This is a genomic window from Sporosarcina sp. P12(2017) (assembly GCF_002743035.1).
Taxonomy (GTDB): Bacteria; Bacillota; Bacilli; order Bacillales_A; family Planococcaceae; genus Sporosarcina; species Sporosarcina ureae.
Genome location: NZ_PDYL01000008.1, coordinates 1 through 20,367 on the forward strand (window position 1 = coordinate 1; position 20,367 = coordinate 20,367).

Here is a 20,367-nt window from a genome sequence, read left to right on the forward strand (position 1 = left end):
CCCGTTCCCATACCGAACACGGAAGTTAAGCTCTTCAGCGCCGATGGTAGTTGGGGGTTTCCCCCTGTGAGAGTAGGACGTTGCTAGGCACGAAGCCATTCCCTTTGGGGAGTGGCTTTTTTGTGTTTTATAATGGAAATAGATTGAATTGAGGATGATGTATTCGTACTTTACTCACTTATAGATCTGGGTTATTAGCTCTATTGTGCTGCTTAACTGCTCAATGTATCAGGGCTAGTGCTCTATTGTTCCACTTAATCGCTCAATGAGTCACGGCAAGCGCTCATTCATCTCGTCTATCCGCTCAAAGAGTCACGAGAAGTGCTCAATCGCACCACATATCCGCTCTATAAATCACTGTAACCGCTCTATAACCTTCCAAATCTGCTCAATATCTCACACCAACAGTTCACCACTATTTGCCCTTATCCACTACTCCACATAAAAGAACAATAAATTTCTATATAAAATTTTATTTACCCTAATAGTCTCTGGTTTGTTGGGGTATATTGGTAGTATGACACGTAGGATAGTAGTGGAGGGGATTCCGTGATCATGATGATAGTTAAACGCTTCTTTAAAGAACGCTTTTTTGATCAGGCGGCGCAGAATGCTTATTACTTGTTACTTTCCATATTGCCCTTTTTACTAGTAGTATTGTCAATTGTGCAATTTCTACCTTTGGAAGAGGCTAGTATTTTAGCGTTAATACGTCCATTCGTGCCAGATGAATCTTTTCAGTTGATTGAGCAAAGTGTTCAGTCCGTACTCTATAAAAGTCATGGCAAGTTGCTTGCACTCAGTGTGCTAGCTGCATTGTGGACGACATCCGTTGCGGTACAATCATTTGCCCGTTCATTGGACATGGCGAATCGGAAGCTTCACCAGCAGCCGCTATGGATTAGTATAATCCGCAATCTCGGTGTAACAATTCTTTTCATGCTTATTGTTCCGATGTCGCTATTTTTGCCATTGATTGAAAAACTTATACATACTGTCATTGCGTATTATGATGTGCTCGATGCATGGGAAGGCTGGTTGTATATTTGGCCTAATATAAAGTGGGGTCTTGGTACGTGCTTTCTATTTTTGTTCTTCCTATTATTTTATCAACTTATGCCAACGGGAAAGATGAAATGGAAAGAAGCATTGCCGGGCGCTTTACTTTCAGCATTTGGCTGGCAGTTGGTTTCATTACTATTCGGAGAGTATGTATCACGTGTAGATTATTCTAGGCTATATGGACAATTGGCAGGAATTATTATGCTTGTGTTATGGTTTTATCTAACAGCAGTGATTATTATTCTTTCTGGGTTATTGAATGCAGAGTGGAAAAGGTGGAGGCGATCTAAATGAAGATCTTGGTGGTAGATGATGATATACATATTTTAGAGTTGGTTAGTATTCATTTGCGACAGGCGGGGTATACCGTTGTGAAGGCAATGAATGGGCTAGAGGCGCTTAAGGTAGTCGATAGAGAGTGGCCAGATTTAGCGGTGGTTGATGTGATGATGCCAGGTATGGACGGTTATACGCTGACAAAGAAGCTTCGTGAAGATACGGAAATTCCCGTTTTGTTGTTGACGGCTAAAGGTGAGATGGAAGATAAGGAGCGAGGCTTTTTGGCTGGATCAGACGATTATCTGGTGAAGCCGTTTGAACCGAAAGAGTTATTGTTCAGGATCCATGCAATTTTGCGGCGTTATGACAAAGCTGTGGACCGGATGATTCAAGTCGGTCCGTTAGTGATTAATAGACAGAGTTATGAAGTAGTGCTTGGTAAGAAGTCATTACTACTTCCATTAAAGGAGTTTGAATTGTTGTCAGTGTTAGCTTCTCGTCATAGTCAGGTATTTACACGAGAAGTGTTAGTAGAACGTGTATGGGGCTTTGATTATGAAGGGGATGAGCAGACGTTGAGTGTACATATCAAACGCTTACGCGACAAGCTTGAGAAGCTTACGAATCAGGTGAAAATTGTAACGATACGTGGTGTTGGTTATAAGCTTGAGGTTTCGGAATGAAGTCGCTGTACGGAAAGTTTCTCGTTTTAACAGTTGGAATCATGCTGGTGAGTGCAATTCTAGCGTTTCTTTCCGTTAATACATATTATCACCGTTACTTGAAAGAAGAGAATGATGCAAAGAATGTTCGAGTTGCTGAGCAAATTGCATTGTTCATTGAAGCGAATAACGGTATAGATTTACATGCATACTTCGATATGCTTGCTAGTACGGGTTATAAACTACTCGTCAAACAGCCTTCAGGTGATTCAACTATCTATGGTGAAGCGTTTCGCGATGATAACCTTGAGGATGAAGCGATTCAGAAAGTCTATGATGGCGAAGTCTATCATGGCATGCGAGATCTAAGGGCGGAGACGTTCGTGACGGGGTATTTCTCTAATGAGTCAGCTAATACAGTAGGTGTACCGTTTATGTACGATGGTCAGATATATGCATTGTTTTTGCGTCCAGATATTAAAATGCTTTTCATTGAAATTCACTATTTGCTTGGTGGCATGGTCATTGTCATGGCGATTATCAGCATTCTCGCAATGCTCGTTGTTGCGCGCAAACTGATTGCACCAATTGTTGTATTGACAAGAGCGACAAAGAAGGTAGGTGAGGAGCAGTTTACGAGTGACTTGTCAATTGATCGACGTGATGAGATTGGGCAACTTGCAAAGAGCTTTCAACAGATGGTTGATCGTTTGAGTGAGAACGACCAGATTCGAAAGGCATTTGTCAGTGATGTGTCGCATGATTTTCAGTCACCTTTATTGAATATTAAAGGCTATGCAGACTTGTTATCGGATGAAGAGCTACCCGCTAATGAACGTATACGTTATGCAGGAATCATTCAAACGGAAACCGAACGACTCTCGACTTTGACGAAGCAGTTATTATTGCTGACATCACTCGATCAACTAATCTCTCCATTGCAGAAAAGAGTCTTCCGAGTTGATCAGCAAGTGAGGGAAACAGTACGGAAATTCCAATGGCTATTTCAAGAAAAAGAGATGTCGATCATGCTCGAAATTGATGATATCACGTTTAAAGGGGATCCTGCTTTTCTTGAGAAAGTATGGGAGAATCTATTGTCGAATGCACTGAAGTATTCACCGGATGGAGAAACGATCGATATTCGATTGACCGAGCAGGAACATGTAATCTGTTTCTCTATTAAAGATACAGGAATCGGTCTTTCACCTGATACAAAGAATCGAATCTTTGACCGTTTTTATCGTGCAGATCACTCAAGAACACGTGAAGTAGAGGGGACGGGCCTTGGATTATCTATTGTTGAACAAGTGGTGCGGCTTCATGACGGCCGTATAGAAGTAGTCAGTGAGTTAGGTATAGGTACGACATTCATCGTGTATTTACCTAAATTGTAACAGGCAGTTCATCTTCCGTTCATCTTGGGGTGTTATGATAATTGTAGTAGAAAGATGACAGGAGGAAATATCTTATGCAAGAAAAGTGGAGTTTACGATTGATTCGCATTGCGGCGATTTTCGGTTTAATTGGAACGGTACTCGGTTCCCATATGGCGGGTGCAGGTTCATACGCGTTCCGTCCCATTCACGCACATATTTTACTTGTAGGTTGGTTGTCAGTATTTTCGTGGGGTGTGTTCTACAAGATTTACCGAGTCCGTGCTAGAAAGCTATTAACATTGCAAGGCTGGACAGGGATTATCGGTGCGATAGGTTTAACGGCGGGTATGTGGTTACAGTTCATGCAACCCTTCAATGTCAATGAAGTATTCGCACTCATATTCTATATAGTAGGCGGTACCGTGCTATTAGTGAGTTTTGCTTTATTCGTAGTTGTAACATTCATGATTGAAAAAACACCTACTGCACGTCATTAATAGTTACCCAAGAATCCGGATCATACCAGGTTCTTGGGCTTTTTATTGTCGAATTATAAAGGAAAGTTTTTACGGATAATCAGTAGTTTCAACAAATATTTCATAACCCTTATGGCATACTAGAGCGACCTAACAGATGAAGGAGCGAATGACTATGACTGCTCGCAATCGGTTTCACCTCATTATGATTTGTTTTACTGTCTTGATTGCTGGGACGTTGTTGATTAAACAAACGGCTAGTTCGGAACAACAAAAGATTGAAACGATAGGAATAGATTACGCCCAGATGAATCAATCCGTGGAAAAAGTGCTGAAAGATATGCCGGAAATTGCAGAGGAGCTGAAATCTATCCAATCAGGAATTCATAATAATCAGCTAGATCAATCGTTTTCCACAAATAAGACAGAGTTTCGTTTACGCGTAAATAATAATCTGACAGAGCAAGAGCACTCTTCCCCATTTCTTAGAGGTATCGCGGAGAAGCAAACAGATCATTATGAAGATGCTTTAGATATTGCGGAAGAAGCTTACGGAATTACGGTAACCGAAGATGAGATAGATGCATATATTAAAGAGAATGTCTCAACGATTTGGGATGCAGAAAAACGAAGATATGCGAAATCGCTACAATTAACGCTAAATGAATTGGACTATCAATTTGATCGAGATATCTATGTGATGAATGTTTTGTGGGAAAGAGTATTGCCAATTGTGATGCAAGAGTTTCCGAGGCAGCGTGGTGAAAGTGGACAAGCCTATGGAAAACGATTAAAAGAAGAGTTTTTCAGTAGTACAGAAGATTCCGCATAGAAATTTATTAGTTATATCGGTTACAAAGGAAATTTGGAATCATTTTTGGTATTCTTGTGATCTCAATTTCAATTGAAGATGGCTAGTTATTGCTATATTATTTCTCGGGGAATATATACTTGATTCAAATACAATATCTCTCTATTTACTAGCGATATGTGTGAAAAGGACAAATAGATCTTTAATTTTACTAGTCTCCATTTTTGAAAGTGTTTGCATACTATAAGCTGAATCTTCGCCTAAATGAATTTTGTAGAAATAACGGCGAGAATTTGTGCTATATGCTATATTTAAGACTACTTTCTAATGAAATGGAGCGGAAAAAATGATAGAACTTCAAGGGATATTGCTCGAAATGAAATTTGGTAATATCCTTACACTGCTCTTATCTATCGTCACAATCCTTAATATTCTGCTATTGGCATCGGTTTTATTTATCGAAAGAAGAGATGTAGGAAATACATGGGCGTGGATTATGGTTCTAGTATTTCTGCCTATTGTTGGTTTCTTTATTTATCTGTTCTTCGGACGAAGTTTAAAACAAAAAAACTTCTATAATCTTTCCGTTGCAGAAAGAAAGGCTGAGAAAACGGAAGTGGACAAACAACTGCGACCGGAAAACTTGACCAGACTGGAAAGCAATCCATTATTAAAAGAACATACGGAATTAATCCATATGAATTTGAAATCGTCTCACGCTCTACTCTCCAAAGATAATTATATTGAAATCTTTGACGACGGACATAAAAAGTTTGCGGCATTATTTGAGGATATTAGATCTGCAACGAAAGAGATCAATATCCAGTATTATATTATTCAGTCCGATTCGCTTGGCATTAGGTTGCGTGATCTATTGATTCAAAAAGCGAAAGAGGGAGTAAAAGTACGGCTCTTGTATGATGAGGTAGGCTCGAAGAAAACACCGCCTAGATTCTATAACGAATTACGGGCAGCGGGTGGAAGTGTGGAAGTATTCTTTCCATCAATGTTCCGACTAATAAATTTTCGTGTGAATAATAGAAATCACCGGAAGCTTTGTATCATTGATGGAGAAATAGCGTACATTGGCGGATTCAATGTCGGAGATGAGTATCTTGGCCTGGATAAGAAATTTGGTTATTGGCGCGATACCCATTTCAGAATTAGGGGTGGTGCGGTCAATCATATTCAAGGGAAATTCGTTCTAGATTGGCACCAAGCAAGTAAAAAAGAGCTGGGGGACTTGGGAGACTTCATATTCCAGACTGAAAAACAGAACGGCACAAGCCCAGTACAGATTGTCTCAAGTGGGCCGAATTCCGAGACGGAACATCTGAAGAACATGTATATCAAGTTATTATTATCTGCTAAAAAAAGTGTCTACATACAGACACCATACTTTATCCCAGACACAAGTTTTATGGATGCTTGCAAAATTGCATTATTATCAGGGATTGATGTACAGATTATGATTCCATGTAAGCCAGATCATCCTTTTGTCTACTGGGCTACTTGGTCGTATGTCGGTGATTTGCTAGATTATGGAGCGAAAATATTATTATATGAGAATGGCTTTCTGCATGCGAAGACGATTGTAGTGGATGGAGAAGTGTCAGTAGTAGGTACTATGAATATCGATTCACGAAGCTTCCGGTTGAATTTTGAAGTGACTGCGATTGTATATGATGAGAAAGTAGCAAAACAACTGACAGTTTTGTTTAGTCAAGATACAAAACTTAGTTCTGAGCTGACGAAAGAACGTTATGAGGAGCGATCATTGCTGATTAAGTTTAAGCAATCAATATCTCGGTTATTATCTCCTGTACTTTAAAGGTGTAAAGAAAGTACTACACTAGTATAGGTAATAACAATATCATGAAAAAAGAAGCAGCTTTGTGCTGCTTCTTTTTGTATCAGTATTTAATTTACATAAAGACTAAGTTTAGTTTACCGTCTTTTAGCTCCAAAGAAGCATCAAACTTTTTCCCGTCAGCTGAGGTGAAGCCTTTGATGACGTTCGTTTGACCTTTAGTACAGAGCAATTTCACTTGGGGCACCGTTAGTTTCTTTTTCAAGAAGAGTCCTGGGAAAGTTTGCTTACAACCATTTTTATAGTTACTACAGCCATAGAATTTTGGATGTTCAATAATGTTTCCTTTACCGCATCGCGGACAGGGAGCAACTTCAGTTCGTGTATACGAGCCTTTGCCCGATGAGGGGCGTGGTGGTAGCACGATATCGATCGTTTGTTTTTCGAGCTGAACTGGTACATCTTCAATCAGTTTTTGAATAAACTTTGATACGCTGCCCAGAAAGTGTTGACTTGTACCTTCGCCATTCCCTATTTTCTTCAAGTATGTTTCCCACTTCGCTGTCATGGAAGGGCTGGCAAGCAGACTACCTTCGATGGTCTGGCATAGTACGCGTCCTTTGTCTGTGATGGATACGATATTTTTTGTCACGGAAATATAGCCGTGTTTTTTAATCGTCTCGATAATGCCGCTTCGTGTAGCTTCCGTTCCAAGACCTTCTATTTCTTTTAAGATATTCGTCTCACTTTGATCTTCCACCAGTTTCCCACATGTTTTCATCATCGCAATGAGCTGACCTTCAGTATACGGTTTGGGCGGCTGAGTTGCGCCTTCTTTTATACTGATTTCACTTTGCACGGTTTCCTCACGTTCAAGTGGTGGTAAAGCTGGTTCTTCAGAGTCTTTTACTTTCTTTGGTGCAGAAAAAAGCTCTTTCCAACCTGTATCACGTTCGGTTTTACCCGTCGTGAAGAACAGCAATCCATTGACGTCAGTAGTGACTTTTGTTTCGGTATACAAGTAATCGCGGTGGAACATTGCTAGCGTCGTCCGAATGACTTCCTCATACAGATTACGTTCGAGTGGTGACAACTTTGTCAGTGCTGCTGGTGTTGGTAGTTTTTTCGTTGGTATGATTGCATAGTGCTCTTGTACTTTTGAGCTGTCAACATAGCGTTTTTTAGGTGTACGCGAAGCCACTTCAAATGGCTGTTCGATCAATTTTTGATAGTCTTCTATGGCCGCTTCCAAGTATGTGAATTCGCTCGGTGTAATATGCCTTGTATCAGTTCTTGGATAAGAGACGAGCTTTTTTTCATACAAGGTTTGCATTGTTTTTAATACAGTTGCCGGACTCGCTTTCCAACGTCTATTGGCTGTTGCCTGCAAGGTAGAAAGGGAGTGTAACTGTGGCGGCGGCGTTCGTTTATCTGTATTCGTCAACTCTGTTATGACCCCAGGAGTCCGCTTGGTGATGTTGCGACTGTTTAGAGCTTCTGCAATTAATTCTCGCTTCGGTTCTTTTAATTTGGCTTTTCCTTTATATGCCCCTTTTTCGGCAGTAAATATAGCTTCAGCTTCGAAAAACGGCTCTGACACAAATGTCTCGATCTCGCATTGGCGCTGATAAATCAAATAAACGGTCGGTGATTGCACACGTCCAATAGGGAACACCTCCTGAACTCCCTTGGCTTTCAACAGCAGTGTATAAAGCCTAGAACCATTCATGCCTACGAGCCAGTCACTGATTTGGCGCGCCTTTGCTTCTTCATAGAGTTGTAGATCTTGTCGATTATCTCGTAGATTCTGGAAACCTTTGCGTACTTCATCCGATTCCAGCGAGTTAATCCATAGTCGCTCAATCTTCTGGTTACGAGCTCCCGTCATGTAGTAGATGGAGTAAAAGATGTTGGAGCCTTCGCGATCGACGTCACAAGCGTTAATGACATAATCCGTTGCACGAATGAGCTTCTTAACGACCTGAAATTGTTTATACTTACCAGGGGCAACCTGAAACTCGTAGCGTTCCGGCAAGATAGGCAAGCTGCCGAGTGACCAGCGTTTCCATGCAGGATTGTATGTATGTGGTTCTTTTAATTCCACTAGATGACCGACACCCCACGTAATAAAGGCACCTTGTGGAAATGTCTGGCATGGCTGGATTTCTGTATAGCCATCATGTTTGCGAGTAGTGAATGCATCTGCATAGGCTTTTGCTTGGCTCGGTTTTTCAGCTAAAATGACCGGTTTCATAGGAACACCTCAATTTCGTTAATAGTACGTTCGTTCTGTTAGTTGTATTATCTCATATTTTGGGATGGCTGGCTATTAGGCGTCTGTAGAAAGAAAGGTTTTCATGAAAAGTATCGTAACCTTTTTGACTCACAAACGAACTACTATATAGAACCTATAGTAAGGAGCGGATTTTTTATGAAATTGAATAAAATTATACCATTTGCAATGTCAGCATTGCTTATTGGTGGCGTGGCGGTACCTGAAGCAGTTAGTGCGAAAGAGGAAGTGAAGGCGGAAGTGACATCGGATGAAAAAGCTTTTGTTAAAGTAGAAGGAACAATTAATGGCATGGAAAAGAACGATGAGTTAACACTTTACACAATTAAATGGAAAGAAGAGTCTTTTGTACTGGCTATTACAAAAGAAACGCTAATTTTTAATAATACGGGAAAGAAGGTAGAATTGAAAAAAGGTGATAAAGTGTCTGCTTATACCCATGCAGATAAACCAATGGTTATGATTTACCCACCGCAGTACACTCCAGATGCTGTTATTGTCGAGAAAGATGAAGCAAACACAGCAGTAGTTGGAATATTTGATGATGAACTGGTGGATCCATATTTGAAACTTCAATTGAATGTAGAGGACAGTACGGACATTTCCAGTGCTTCGGGTAATAAAGTGAACGCTGACGACTTGAAAGGCAAAGACTTGCTAGTATTCTACAAAGAAACAACTCGAAGTATTCCAGCAAAGACAACACCGGAGAAAGTAGTGATACTAGACGTAAATACAGTAGATGAAGATACCACCGTAGAACAGATTATAGAAGACGATCATTATATGGTCGACGGCGTTAAGATGGTACCACTTCGCTTGCTTGCTGAGAAACTCGGATATGTCGTGGATTCGACTGGTGTGGGTGCGATCATATCAAAAGGTGCTCCATCTTATACGATTACTCGCGGACAGAAGGAATACGGCTACAATAAATCATTGATGCAATTTGAAGCGACACCGGAGCTACTTGAACCGAGGAAGACTTATGTACCGGTAGGGCTTATTGAAGAAATGATGAAGTGATCAAATCATATAAAAAACAGGCAGGAGTCCGCGGACTTCTGCCTTTTTTGCCATTTACATCAAGACTTCTTCTTTTGTTTCTTTTCTGTTGGATAGAGGTTTGTAAAGTAATCGTTCGTAATGTCACGTACTTGTCCGCTTAAGAATAGTACCGCAATCACGTTAGGAATCACTACAATTGCGAGTAGTAGGTCAAGGAATTTCCAGACGAACTGCAATCCACCAAGTGCTCCGATTATAATAGCCGCAATATATGCGATGCGTATGACGACGGAGAAGTTGGGTCCGAATAAGAACTCTGCTTGTTTTTCACCGTAATAAATGATGACTACAATCGTTGTAATAACAAATAGGAATAATACGACGGATATAATAATCCCGCCTATAGAAGCTCCAAATACCGTACTATACGCTTCTGTCACCATGTTCGCCGCGTTGTCTGCGTCAATGACTTTCCAGACGCCTGTTGTCAGTATGACTAGCGCGGTCATAGTACAAACAATCAATGTATCCACGACGACTTCAAAGACGCCCCAGAAACCTTGTTTGGCGGGATGACTATTCACCGCAGCTGCGTGGGCAATCGGCGCGGTACCGATACCGGCTTCATTGGAATATAATCCACGGGCGAGTCCCCAACGAATGGCCGCGGCCACACCAGCACCTGCGAATCCGCCTGCTGCTGAAATCGGCTGGAATGCATGTGTGAAAATCAATCCAAATGCTGCAGGCACTGCATCGACATGAAAGCCGATAATAATGAGAGCAGTTAAAATATAGATTACGACCATTGATGGAATTAGACGTTCCGTTACGCGCCCAATTGCTTTAATTCCACCAAATGAAATGAGTCCAACAAGTATAGCGACGAAAATTCCCGTTATAATTGGAGATAAACCGAATGAACCTTCCAGGGTCGTAGCGATAGAGTTAGATTGCACCATAGTACTCGCCATAACTTCTAACATGAGGGCAAATGCAAAGATATACGCAACCTTTTTCCAACCAAGTCCTTTTTTTATGTAATACATCGGACCGCCGACGTAATTACCGGCAGCGTTCTTTTCACGATATTTGATGCCGAGCACGACCTCGGAATATTTCGTGCCAATTCCGATCAGTGCCACCATCCACATCCAGAAGATTGCACCAGGTCCACCGAGTGCGATGGCTACAGGAACTCCGACAATATTTGCAGCTCCCATTGTGGATGCAAGTGCTGAGGTTGTTGCTTGGAAAGGGGTTAGCGTACCATCCCCAGAGCCTTTCGACATGATCTTTCCGAAAGTTTGATGAAAAATATGAGGCATATAGCGGAACTGGAAGAACTTCAGACGAATTGTGAGGAACAGTCCACCTCCTATTAGTAAAATAATGATGGGTAATCCCCATAAAAAATCCGAGATAATTTCCACCCATTTGGTAAACGCATTCATTGGCACCGACTCCTTTTGTAGTTTGAGACTACGCAAACATCTAGTTGTTATGTTTCGGTTTACGAATTAGTTGTCTACTATACTAGTGAATGAATGGAAGTGATGTCAAATGAAAATAGAAAAGTATAGGTTTTTGGTACTTGAGTCATTGTTAATAGATACACATCAAAAAGCATATTTATCAAAAAATGATAATATATTTCTCGCAAATCATTTTGTTGAATACATGGAATTATTTGAAAATGGTTGACAAGTTGCTTTGCGCAATGTAGTATTACGTTTAATATTACATTGCAGACTAAGAATGGAACCAGTAAAAATGTTTTGTGTCTTTATAGAGAGCTGATGGTTGGTGAAAATCAGCAGGCGCACATTTTGAACTCATCCATGAGTCACTCCCTGAAATTTCTACAGTAAGGGACGTCGGTTTCCTCCGTTAACGGGATAGACAGTAATAGCTGTCGATAAGTGGATTGGCCAAGTATGGCGAATCAATTAGAGTGGTACCGCGAGTATAACCTCGTCTCTATATTTCGATATAGAGACGGGGTTTTTTGTATTTATTTTTTTAAAAAAAGGAGTGCAAAGAGATGAGCAGAAAAATTTGGGTTTTTGATACGACATTACGTGATGGAGAACAGGTACCAGGAGCTAAATTGAATCTTTATGAAAAAGTGGAGATTGCTCAGCAGCTGAAGAAGCTTGGCGTCGATATAATCGAAGCTGGTTTTCCTGCTTCATCTCAAGGTGATTTTGAAGCGGTCAAGGCTGTTGCGCAGAGAGTAGGCAATACAAATGACATTATGATCACAGCACTGGCACGCGCTGTTCAGGCAGATATAGATTCGGTTTATCATGCAGTAAAGTATGCAGAAAACCCAATGATTCATATGGTGCTAGGCACTTCTGATATTCACGTGGAGAAAAAGTTCAATAAATCAAAGGAACAGATTCTGCAAATAGGTGTAGATGCGGTGAAATATGCAAAAACATTAATGCCGCAAGTACAGTATTCAACGGAAGATGCTTCACGTTCGGAGTTCGAGTATTTATGGCATACAGTCGAATCGGTTATGAAGGCGGGTGCAACAATGATTAATGTACCTGACACAGTAGGTTTTGCAGAGCCTGAGGAATTCGGTGCGATGATCTATAGATTAAATGACCGCATGAAGAACCTGAATCCAGACGTATTATTAAGTGTTCACTGTCATAATGATTTAGGAATGGCGACTGCAAACACATTAGCAGCAGTCAAGAATGGTGCGGATAAAGTAGAGTGTACAATTAATGGAATTGGAGAACGAGCAGGCAATGCAGCGCTTGAAGAAATAGTCATGGCATTAAAAACAAGAAGCTCCATTTACAATGTGAGCACACAAATCAATACAAAAGAAATTATGAATACGTCCCGTCTTGTATCTAGCTTCATGGGATTGGATGTGCAAGTGAACAAGGCGATTACGGGAGATAATGCCTTTGCACATTCATCAGGTATACACCAAGACGGCTTATTGAAATCCCGCGATGCATATGAAATCGTTCATCCGGAAGATGTTGGACTGGATGATATGGAATTGATTTTGACGGCACGGTCAGGACGTCACGCGGTGAAAAACGCCCTTGAAAAACTTGGTTTTACCTATATGAAGCCTGAAGAGTTTGAAGGGATATTTGAAGGATTTCTAAAATTAGCAGACCTCAAGAAGGAAGTGTATGATCATGATTTATATGTAATAGTTGAAAGTTATTATGAAAAGCATGACAAAGAAAATGTAACGAATTACAGTGATCATTTCTTTGAATTTGAAGATCTGCAAGTCGTCAGTAATTCTAGTTTCCCTTCCGCTAGTGTCAAAATTCGAAAAGGGGACGAAGTTTTCAAATCGAGTGCTGTTGGAACGGGCCCAATCGATGCCCTGTATTCAGCGATTGCTGAAATCACAAAGATTCAAGTGAAGTTAATTGGCTATGATATTAGCAGTGTATCACGGGGCAAAGATGCGCTAGGAAAAGTGAAAATTACCATTGCATATGAAGGAGAAAGTTATATCGCGAAGGCAGCTGACACAGATATTTTGAAAGCAAGTGCACTGGCCTATATGAATGCGATTAATAGCGTAATCGTAGCGAAAATAAAGGGAAAGTCTGCACAAAAACTAACTGTAAATATTTAATTTGAAATAAAAAAGGCAGCCATCAGTTAAAAGATAGCTGCCTTTTCTCATGCGTAAATATGAAATAGATATTCCTGACCGTTTTTCATGGTAGGTAAATAGCGAGTAATGATAAACACCAACTTAAAGCATGGAGACAATCGCTTGATTGCACAATATACGAAGTATGTATGGTCATTTAATTGATCAATTAATTATACTGAAATATAATTACTAGGTAAAACACTATAGAATTTATAATAAAAGGCTACCGCTTGGGATATTATTACTCGTGCCAAGTGAAGCCTTTTTATTATTGTCAAATTCATGATAATAGTTCTCTTAATTCTCGTCCCGACAATAATCCCGGATCAGTCGGGATGCTTTTGACTGGCTGATCTGGAGATCGGATGCCACGCCCCTCGATGATCCAAAATTTTGATAGGATCTTATGACCATCGTAGCTGTTAAATTATCCAATGCTTTTTCAAGTGAATTGGAATAGGCAAGTTCAGGAATCTCTTTTACTTTTTCTAAGATTACTTCCGGTAAATCTTCTATAGTGATGACTGCTTCACTTGTAATTACCAGTCGCTCAATTAAGTTTTCTAGTTGTCGCACATTGCCTGGCCATGAATAATGATAGAGCGCATTTAAGCAATCTTCAGAAATTATTTTAGTGGAATGGTATTTAATATTAAAGCTATTCAGAAAACTATAGATTAAAGGAATGATATCTTCCTTGCGTTCATCCAATCGTGGCATTTGGATGTCAATGACGTTGAGTCGGTAAAACAAATCCTCGCGGAAGGTTTTATTTTCTACCATCTTCGGTAAGTCTTGATTGGTTGCAGCGATAATCCGGATGTCCACTGTCTTGCTTACGTTGCTGCCAATTGGAATAAACTTCTTATCTTGGATGACTTGGAGAACTTTTGCCTGTAGGGGCAAAGCCAACTCACCGATTTCATCCAAAAAAATGGTACCGCCATCCGCTGCCTCGAACAAACCTACTTTACCCTCTCTTTTGGCTCCCGTAAATGAACCTGCCGTGTAACCGAATAGCTCCGATTCTAATAGGTCACCAGGAATGGCAGCACAATTTACATTGAGAAAAGGTCCATCCTTTCTCTTACTCAATTTATGTATTTGATAAGCGATGACCCCTTTTCCAGTTCCCGACTGACCATGGACTAAAATTGTGGAATCTGTAGGTGCTACCTTTTCACAAAAGCGCAGTATTTTTTTCATTTTCCCATTATTCGTAATGATAGCACTTGCAAAAACTTCATCCATTGAGTTTGTAAAGTTTGGCTCCTCCGTTTTGACAAGCCGTTTAAAGTCTTGTATTTCTATTGCTGTGCACACAATGTATTCGATCTCATTGTGCGAGTTCAATATAGGGAAAGCCCTAGTCAGCAATTCGGCACCTATATGAGTTTGTTGGCGTACTGAAACGGGAGTTTTCTTTTCCAGAACGAGTGGAACTACGGAAGGGGTCCAATAACCATCGTTAAGAAATTCATCATTATACTTGCCGACCACGTCAGCCTTTGTCATTCCATAATGTTTTTCGCAATTTCGATTTACATAGACGATTTTTATTTCTTTGTCCAATACATAGATTTCATCTGATGAATAATCCAATATTTTAAGCAGTGATTCCAAGGACAGATCCATTTTCTCTTGTTCGTTTTCGTAGGACATACTATTTCACCTTCCTTTCGGCTATGTGAGTCAATTCTATGAATATTTACGTAATTCTGAGTCACTATTGACTCAATTGTAACAGAATTCTGTGAAAAATACGATAACAAACTTATTCCTATGCAACTTTCAAAAGTTGGCACGGTACTTGCAATAGTATTTAGTAACGTGGCAAGAATTAGGGAATTCCCTGATCACCCCGTGACTATATAAATGACAATAAGGAGGCACAATATGAACAGAGCAGCCGAAGTTAGCGACATAACAATTATTGGGGGTGGACCAGTCGGCTTATTCACTGCATTTTATGCAGGACTTCGACAAATGTCTGTAAAAGTTATTGAAAGTTTGCCACAACTGGGTGGCCAACTATCGGCATTGTATCCTGAAAAGTATATTTATGATATCGCCGGTTTTCCTAAAGTAAGAGCACAGGAGCTGGTAGATAATTTGATTGAACAAATGAATCAATTTCCGACTACTGTCTGCTTGGGTGAAAAGGTAATGCAAGTTGAAAAAGAAAATGACGGCGTTTTCAAACTGACAACAAATAGTGGGGTACATTATTCGAGAACAATTATTGTCACTGCAGGTAACGGAGCTTTCCAAGCAAGGAAGATGGAGATCGAGAGCGAAGAGAAGTTCCAGGGACAGAATATTCATTATTTCGTTCAGAATATGAATCAGTTCCATGACAAGAAAGTGGCTTTGTTCGGCGGCGGAGATTCAGCAGTAGATTGGGCGTTGATGCTGGAACCGATTGCTGAAAAAGCATCCATCATTCACCGCAGAGATAAGTTCCGTGCACATGAACATAGCGTGGAATTATTAAAACAATCCAAAGTAGATCGATTGACACCTTATGTTCCGGTCGAATTGTTGGGTGATGAAAGAATCAAGAAAGTAATTCTAAAGCATTCTAAAACAGAAGAGATTTTAGAGCTTGAAGTCGATGATGTACTAGTCAATTACGGTTTTGTTTCATCACTCGGGCCTATTAAAGACTGGAATCTTGAAATAGAGAAAAACTCCATTGTGGTCAATTCGAAAATGGAAACGAATATTGAAGGGCTCTACGCGGTAGGGGATATTTGCACATATGAAGGGAAAGTAAAGTTGATTGCATCTGGTTTTGGTGAAGCGCCTGTCGCGGTGAGCAGCGCAAAAGTATATATCGATCCGACAGCAAAAACGCAACCGCTGCATAGTACCAGCATCATGGGAGAGTCGGAAGAAGCTCCTAAGAAAGTGACTGCCGGAGTCAACTAATTATTTTAGATAGGAGGCTAGGAAATGGCACAATATACAATGGTAGAGCGAAGCACATGCATCGCTTGCGGGGCATGTAACCCGGTTGCCCCTGAATTGTTTGACTACACTGCCGACGGATTTGCTTTTGCATTATTGGATGACAATGAAGGCATTACCGAAGTACCAGAAGATTTGATCGAGGATTTGGAAGACGCATTCGAAGGTTGCCCGACAAATTCCATCAAAATGGCGGATGTACCGTTCTCTTGCCAGACAATTGAAGCTAGTTAATTGATTAATGAATCACAAAATATAAATATAACTCTAAGGAGAATGAGAAATGGCTTATAATAAAGTACAGAACGCGACGGACAGAACATTCGAAAGAACGATGCCTTACAATTTATTTACGGACCCGAAGGTATTAGAAAAGGAAAGAGAAATGATTTTCGCAAAGAGCTGGCAATTAGTCGGCCATGTAAGCCAAGTTGAGAAAAAAGGAGCCTTCTTCACTACTGAGATTGGCGATGACCCGATTATCATTATTCGCGGAACAGATGAAGTACTTCGTGCATTTTATAATGTTTGTCCTCACAGAGCGACAAAACTCGAGAAAAGTGATTCAGGCAAAAAGAAAATTCTTCAATGTTCATATCATGGTTGGACATTCAAAACGGATGGCGATCTAAACAAAGCCCCTAACTTCCGAAGCGAAGAAGATGCTGCTTGTGTTAAAGATGCATGCCTTCGCCCGGTTAGAATGGAAGTAATCGAATCTTTGATTTTCGTTAACTTGGATGACGATGCAAAACCGTTGGCTGAATCATATGGTGATTTCTTCGATCGCCTAGGAAAGTTTGAATTCCTGCAGAACTTGCAATTTACTCACAAAAAATCCCGTCATATTAAAGCAAACTGGAAAGCATTTATTGAAAACTATCTTGAATGTGACCATTGCCACGTAGCGCATCCAAGTTTTATTGACACACTGGACATGGACGACTATCAGATCATTACATGTGAAAACTACTCTCTGCAAGGTTCCATGATTAAGCCTGATAAACAGTACGGAGAAGTAAATCTTGATGAAGCAGAAATGCAAGGCGGATCATTCTTCTGGTTATGGCCGAACTTAATGCTAACAATTTATCCGGGACCTGCAAACATGGCAACTATCCAATTGGTTCCGATTGATCATGAAAATACTGAAATCGTTTACACTTACTACTTTAGCGAAGACAGCTTGGAAAAGTTGACTCAGGAAGAAAAAGACTTAATGACATTCGCAGAGCAAGTTCGCTTTGAAGATATCGAATTGGTTGAATTAGAGCAACTCGGCTTTAAATCACGTGCATTCGAGAAAGGCCGTTACTCACAATCTGAACAAGCAATCGTACAATTCCATGAAATGGTTCTGGAGGCGCTCAATGAATAAACTACTTGATAGAACAACTAATAAACAATTGATGATCAACGGGGAATATGTAGAAGCACCAAACTATGCTCCACTATATTCTCCATACTCAAATGAAAAAATTGCTGAAGTTGCTATGGCGGATCAAGCACTGACGAAACAAGCAATTGCAGCTGCACATAATGCAAGGAAAGTTATTGGAGGCATGCCAGCGTTTCAACGTGCCGAAATATTAGAAAATGTTGCAAGAATACTAGCTGAAAGAACGGAAGAAGCAGCGACAGTCATTTCGAGTGAATCCGCGAAGCCTATTATGTTTGCAAGAGCCGAGGTTTTAAGAACGATCGAGACATATAAATTCGCTGCAGAAGAAGCAAAACGGATTCATGGAGAAACGATTCCATTTGATGCTGCTTCAGGCGGTGTAGGACGCATCGGTTATACATTGCGTGAACCGATCGGTGTAATCGCTGCCATTACTCCATTTAACTTCCCAATGAATTTAGTGGCGCATAAAGTTGGGCCCGCAATTGCTGCAGGAAACCCAATAGTCTTGAAACCGGCATCTCAAACGCCTCTATCTGCCTTATTCATCGCAGAAGTATTTAAAGATGCAGGTCTTCCGCCGGGTGTGCTAAATGTTATAATGGGACCAGGGGGTGTCATCGGTGACATTCTTGTCATGGATGAGCGAGTTAAAATGGTCACGTTTACCGGAAGTCCAAGTGTCGGAATCGGAATTAGCAATAAAGCCGGATTGAAGAAGACCACATTGGAATTAGGATCTAATTCTGCGTTGATTATAGATAAGGACATTGATGTTGACTCTATTATTGATCGCTGTATTATGGGTGCCTTCTCGAATCAAGGTCAAGTGTGTATTTCAACACAACGTATATATGTCCACGAAGATCGTTATGACGAATTCACGACTAAGTTCACAACGGCAGCCAAAAAGTTGAAGCTGGGCGATCCACTGGTGGATGATACGTATATTTCTTCATTGATTTCGAAGAAGGAATTGGAACGCACACTTAGCTGGATTGAAGAAACAAAGAAAAGTGATGCAGAAATTCTGGCAGGTGGTCAGGCGCAAAATGGCGTACTTGAACCAACGATTATTGCCAATGCTGATCACTCACTGAAAGTTTCTTGCCAGGAAGTATTTGCACCAATCGTTGTTGTGAATAAAGTAGAATCCGTGCAGGCTGCTATTGAGCTAGTCAATGATTCCCGCTTCGGACTGCAAGCAGGCATTTATACTAATAATGTACAGCATGCACTTTATGCATCGAAAAACTTGGAAGTGGGCGGCGTGATCATTAATGACGTACCTACTTACCGTGTAGACCAAATGCCGTACGGCGGCGTGAAAGAAAGCGGTACAGGACGTGAAGGCCTAAAATATGCAATTGAAGAAATGACAGAAATGAAGCTAGTTGTTTGGAATCAAGGATGAAAGTGGTGAATGCTGGAATGAAGACTTATAAGATTGCAGTAATTGCCGGAGACGGTATCGGTCCTGAAGTCATTGATGAAGGGATCAAAGTACTGAAAAAGGTTGCTGAACTCGACGGTGGTTTCGTATTTGATTTCACCTACTTCCCTTGGGGCTGTGAATATTATACCCGTGAAGGGCGCATGATGGCTGAAAATGGAATTGAACAACTAAAGAAATTCGACGCGATCTATTTAGGGGCTGTCGGCTTCCCAGGTGTTCCAGACCATATCTCATTATGGGATCTTCTATTAATTATCCGTAAAAGTTTCGATCAATATGTTAATATCCGTCCCGTGACTTTGCTGGACGGAGCCCAATGTCCTCTGCAAAATGTCGATCGTAAAGATATTGATATGCTGTTTATCCGTGAAAACACGGAAGGTGAATATTCAGGAGCCGGAGATTGGCTGTTTAAAGGCCAGGAGCATGAAGTGGTCCTGCAAAATGGTGTATTCTCCCGCAAAGGTACAGAAAGAATTATTCGCTATGCTTTTGAGACTGCTAAAAAACAAGGCCGTAGCCTGACAAGTATCAGTAAAGCAAATGCATTAAACTATTCGATGGTCTTCTGGGATCAAGTATTTGAAGAAGTAAGTGCAGACTATCCGGAAGTAAAAACAGCTTCTTATTTAGTAGATGCCGCTGCCATGCTGATGATCACAGATCCAAAACGTTTTGAAGTAGTGGTTACTTCGAATCTATTCGGCGATATTTTAACTGATGTAGGCGCGTCAATCGCAGGTGGAATCGGTCTGGCTGCGGGAGCGAACGTTAATCCGGAGGGTACATTCCCTTCCATGTTCGAACCTGTACATGGCTCGGCGCCCGATATTGCAGGAAAAGGAATCAGTAATCCATTAGCAACTATCTGGTCTGCGAGTCAAATGCTTGATCATTTCGGTTACGAAAAATACGGCGAAATGGTAGTGAATTCCATCGAGCGGTTATTGATTGAGGATGAAGTGCTGACACCCGATATGCAAGGAAATGCCTCTACTTCAGAAGTAGGAGACCGGATTGTAGACATCATGAGAAACTTGCAATCAGTAAAGGCTTAAATTCGATTTAATCGGTGTTATGCAAATAACACCGATTAAAATTTAA

Annotated in this window: 16 protein-coding genes, 1 rRNA gene and 1 other annotated feature; of the genes, 14 read left to right on the forward strand and 3 right to left on the reverse strand. The window is 40.7% G+C overall.

Annotated elements, in window-relative coordinates; genetic code table 11:
- The 7 genes from rrf to cls all read left to right on the forward strand — a co-directional run.
- Positions 1-89 (forward strand): 5S ribosomal RNA (gene rrf / locus CSV80_RS07765); the annotation flags it as partial.
- A gap of 466 nt (positions 90-555) precedes the next feature.
- Entirely contained in the window at positions 556-1,356 is an 801-nt protein-coding gene (locus CSV80_RS07770) for a YihY/virulence factor BrkB family protein (RefSeq protein ID WP_199083954.1), read from the forward strand.
- A complete protein-coding gene (locus tag CSV80_RS07775) occupies positions 1,353-2,024 on the forward strand; it encodes a response regulator transcription factor (RefSeq protein ID WP_099670357.1) in 672 nt (223 codons plus the stop codon). The genes CSV80_RS07770 and CSV80_RS07775 overlap by 4 nt, the downstream gene beginning before the upstream one ends.
- Positions 2,021-3,400 (forward strand): sensor histidine kinase, encoded by a 1,380-nt coding sequence (locus CSV80_RS07780; protein ID WP_099670358.1) that lies wholly within the window; start codon positions 2,021-2,023, stop codon positions 3,398-3,400. The genes CSV80_RS07775 and CSV80_RS07780 overlap by 4 nt, the downstream gene beginning before the upstream one ends.
- 74 nt (positions 3,401-3,474) lie before the next feature.
- Positions 3,475-3,879 (forward strand): hypothetical protein, encoded by a 405-nt coding sequence (locus CSV80_RS07785; RefSeq protein WP_029054039.1) that lies wholly within the window; start codon positions 3,475-3,477, stop codon positions 3,877-3,879.
- 184 nt (positions 3,880-4,063) lie between these two features.
- The gene (locus CSV80_RS07790) at positions 4,064-4,690 is read left to right on the forward strand and encodes a hypothetical protein (protein WP_143560472.1); all 627 of its coding nucleotides are present in this window, start codon (positions 4,064-4,066) and stop codon (positions 4,688-4,690) included.
- 355 nt (positions 4,691-5,045) lie between these two features.
- Complete coding sequence (gene cls, locus CSV80_RS07795; protein ID WP_099670497.1) at positions 5,046-6,500, forward strand: cardiolipin synthase; 1,455 nt, start codon at positions 5,046-5,048, stop codon at positions 6,498-6,500.
- A gap of 94 nt (positions 6,501-6,594) precedes the next feature.
- Here the strand turns inward: cls and CSV80_RS07800 are convergent, their stop codons facing one another.
- The gene (locus CSV80_RS07800; protein WP_099670359.1) at positions 6,595-8,733 is read right to left on the reverse strand and encodes a type IA DNA topoisomerase; all 2,139 of its coding nucleotides are present in this window, start codon (positions 8,731-8,733) and stop codon (positions 6,595-6,597) included.
- A gap of 177 nt (positions 8,734-8,910) precedes the next feature.
- Here CSV80_RS07800 and CSV80_RS07805 point away from each other — a divergent pair, with 177 nt between their 5' ends.
- Positions 8,911-9,798: a stalk domain-containing protein gene (locus CSV80_RS07805; protein WP_099670360.1), complete on the forward strand. Its 888-nt coding sequence runs from the start codon at positions 8,911-8,913 to the stop codon at positions 9,796-9,798.
- A gap of 59 nt (positions 9,799-9,857) precedes the next feature.
- Here CSV80_RS07805 and CSV80_RS07810 read toward each other — a convergent pair whose 3' ends face one another.
- Positions 9,858-11,234 (reverse strand): alanine/glycine:cation symporter family protein, encoded by a 1,377-nt coding sequence (locus tag CSV80_RS07810; RefSeq protein WP_099670361.1) that lies wholly within the window; start codon positions 11,232-11,234, stop codon positions 9,858-9,860.
- Between the two features lie 291 nt (positions 11,235-11,525).
- Positions 11,526-11,765, forward strand: a binding site (T-box leader).
- Positions 11,766-11,824: 59 nt separating this feature from the next.
- On the opposite strand from CSV80_RS07810, the gene CSV80_RS07815 reads away from it, so the two are divergent.
- Positions 11,825-13,411 (forward strand): 2-isopropylmalate synthase, encoded by a 1,587-nt coding sequence (locus tag CSV80_RS07815; protein ID WP_099670362.1) that lies wholly within the window; start codon positions 11,825-11,827, stop codon positions 13,409-13,411.
- Positions 13,412-13,732: 321 nt separating this feature from the next.
- On the opposite strand, the gene CSV80_RS07820 is transcribed toward CSV80_RS07815, so the two are convergent.
- A complete protein-coding gene (locus tag CSV80_RS07820) occupies positions 13,733-15,097 on the reverse strand; it encodes a sigma-54 interaction domain-containing protein (protein ID WP_099670363.1) in 1,365 nt (454 codons plus the stop codon).
- A 234-nt stretch (positions 15,098-15,331) separates the two neighbouring features.
- Here CSV80_RS07820 and CSV80_RS07825 point away from each other — a divergent pair, with 234 nt between their 5' ends.
- Genes CSV80_RS07825 through CSV80_RS07845 form a run of 5 tightly spaced genes read left to right on the forward strand, consistent with a single transcriptional unit; the run spans position 15,332 to position 20,321 of the window.
- Positions 15,332-16,366 (forward strand): NAD(P)/FAD-dependent oxidoreductase, encoded by a 1,035-nt coding sequence (locus CSV80_RS07825; RefSeq protein ID WP_099670364.1) that lies wholly within the window; start codon positions 15,332-15,334, stop codon positions 16,364-16,366.
- Positions 16,367-16,390: 24 nt separating this feature from the next.
- Positions 16,391-16,639, forward strand: coding sequence for a ferredoxin (locus tag CSV80_RS07830; protein ID WP_099670365.1), 249 nt, complete (start codon positions 16,391-16,393; stop codon positions 16,637-16,639).
- Positions 16,640-16,688: 49 nt separating this feature from the next.
- Positions 16,689-17,783, forward strand: coding sequence for an aromatic ring-hydroxylating oxygenase subunit alpha (locus CSV80_RS07835; protein ID WP_099670366.1), 1,095 nt, complete (start codon positions 16,689-16,691; stop codon positions 17,781-17,783).
- Positions 17,776-19,221, forward strand: coding sequence for an aldehyde dehydrogenase family protein (locus CSV80_RS07840; RefSeq protein WP_099670367.1), 1,446 nt, complete (start codon positions 17,776-17,778; stop codon positions 19,219-19,221). The genes CSV80_RS07835 and CSV80_RS07840 overlap by 8 nt, the downstream gene beginning before the upstream one ends.
- A 17-nt stretch (positions 19,222-19,238) precedes the next feature.
- Positions 19,239-20,321 carry a tartrate dehydrogenase gene (locus tag CSV80_RS07845; protein WP_099670498.1) on the forward strand — a complete coding sequence of 361 codons (1,083 nt, stop codon included), beginning with the start codon at positions 19,239-19,241 and terminating at the stop codon, positions 20,319-20,321.
- Positions 20,322-20,367: the final 46 nt, after the last annotated feature.

What these genes read in the sequence shown, in the direction of transcription:
- CSV80_RS07770 (WP_199083954.1), top strand. Translation starts at nt 556, where the DNA reads ATGATGATAGTTAAACGCTTCTTTAAAGAACGCTTTTTTGATCAGGCG.
- CSV80_RS07775 (WP_099670357.1), top strand. Translation starts at nt 1,353, where the DNA reads ATGAAGATCTTGGTGGTAGATGATGATATACATATTTTAGAGTTGGTT.
- CSV80_RS07780 (WP_099670358.1), top strand. Translation starts at nt 2,021, where the DNA reads ATGAAGTCGCTGTACGGAAAGTTTCTCGTTTTAACAGTTGGAATCATG.
- CSV80_RS07785 (WP_029054039.1), top strand. Translation starts at nt 3,475, where the DNA reads ATGCAAGAAAAGTGGAGTTTACGATTGATTCGCATTGCGGCGATTTTC.
- CSV80_RS07790 (WP_143560472.1), top strand. Translation starts at nt 4,064, where the DNA reads ATGATTTGTTTTACTGTCTTGATTGCTGGGACGTTGTTGATTAAACAA.
- cls (WP_099670497.1), top strand. Translation starts at nt 5,046, where the DNA reads ATGAAATTTGGTAATATCCTTACACTGCTCTTATCTATCGTCACAATC.
- CSV80_RS07800 (WP_099670359.1), bottom strand. Translation starts at nt 8,733, where the DNA reads ATGAAACCGGTCATTTTAGCTGAAAAACCGAGCCAAGCAAAAGCCTAT.
- CSV80_RS07805 (WP_099670360.1), top strand. Translation starts at nt 8,911, where the DNA reads ATGAAATTGAATAAAATTATACCATTTGCAATGTCAGCATTGCTTATT.
- CSV80_RS07810 (WP_099670361.1), bottom strand. Translation starts at nt 11,234, where the DNA reads ATGAATGCGTTTACCAAATGGGTGGAAATTATCTCGGATTTTTTATGG.
- CSV80_RS07815 (WP_099670362.1), top strand. Translation starts at nt 11,825, where the DNA reads ATGAGCAGAAAAATTTGGGTTTTTGATACGACATTACGTGATGGAGAA.
- CSV80_RS07820 (WP_099670363.1), bottom strand. Translation starts at nt 15,097, where the DNA reads ATGTCCTACGAAAACGAACAAGAGAAAATGGATCTGTCCTTGGAATCA.
- CSV80_RS07825 (WP_099670364.1), top strand. Translation starts at nt 15,332, where the DNA reads ATGAACAGAGCAGCCGAAGTTAGCGACATAACAATTATTGGGGGTGGA.
- CSV80_RS07830 (WP_099670365.1), top strand. Translation starts at nt 16,391, where the DNA reads ATGGCACAATATACAATGGTAGAGCGAAGCACATGCATCGCTTGCGGG.
- CSV80_RS07835 (WP_099670366.1), top strand. Translation starts at nt 16,689, where the DNA reads ATGGCTTATAATAAAGTACAGAACGCGACGGACAGAACATTCGAAAGA.
- CSV80_RS07840 (WP_099670367.1), top strand. Translation starts at nt 17,776, where the DNA reads ATGAATAAACTACTTGATAGAACAACTAATAAACAATTGATGATCAAC.
- CSV80_RS07845 (WP_099670498.1), top strand. Translation starts at nt 19,239, where the DNA reads ATGAAGACTTATAAGATTGCAGTAATTGCCGGAGACGGTATCGGTCCT.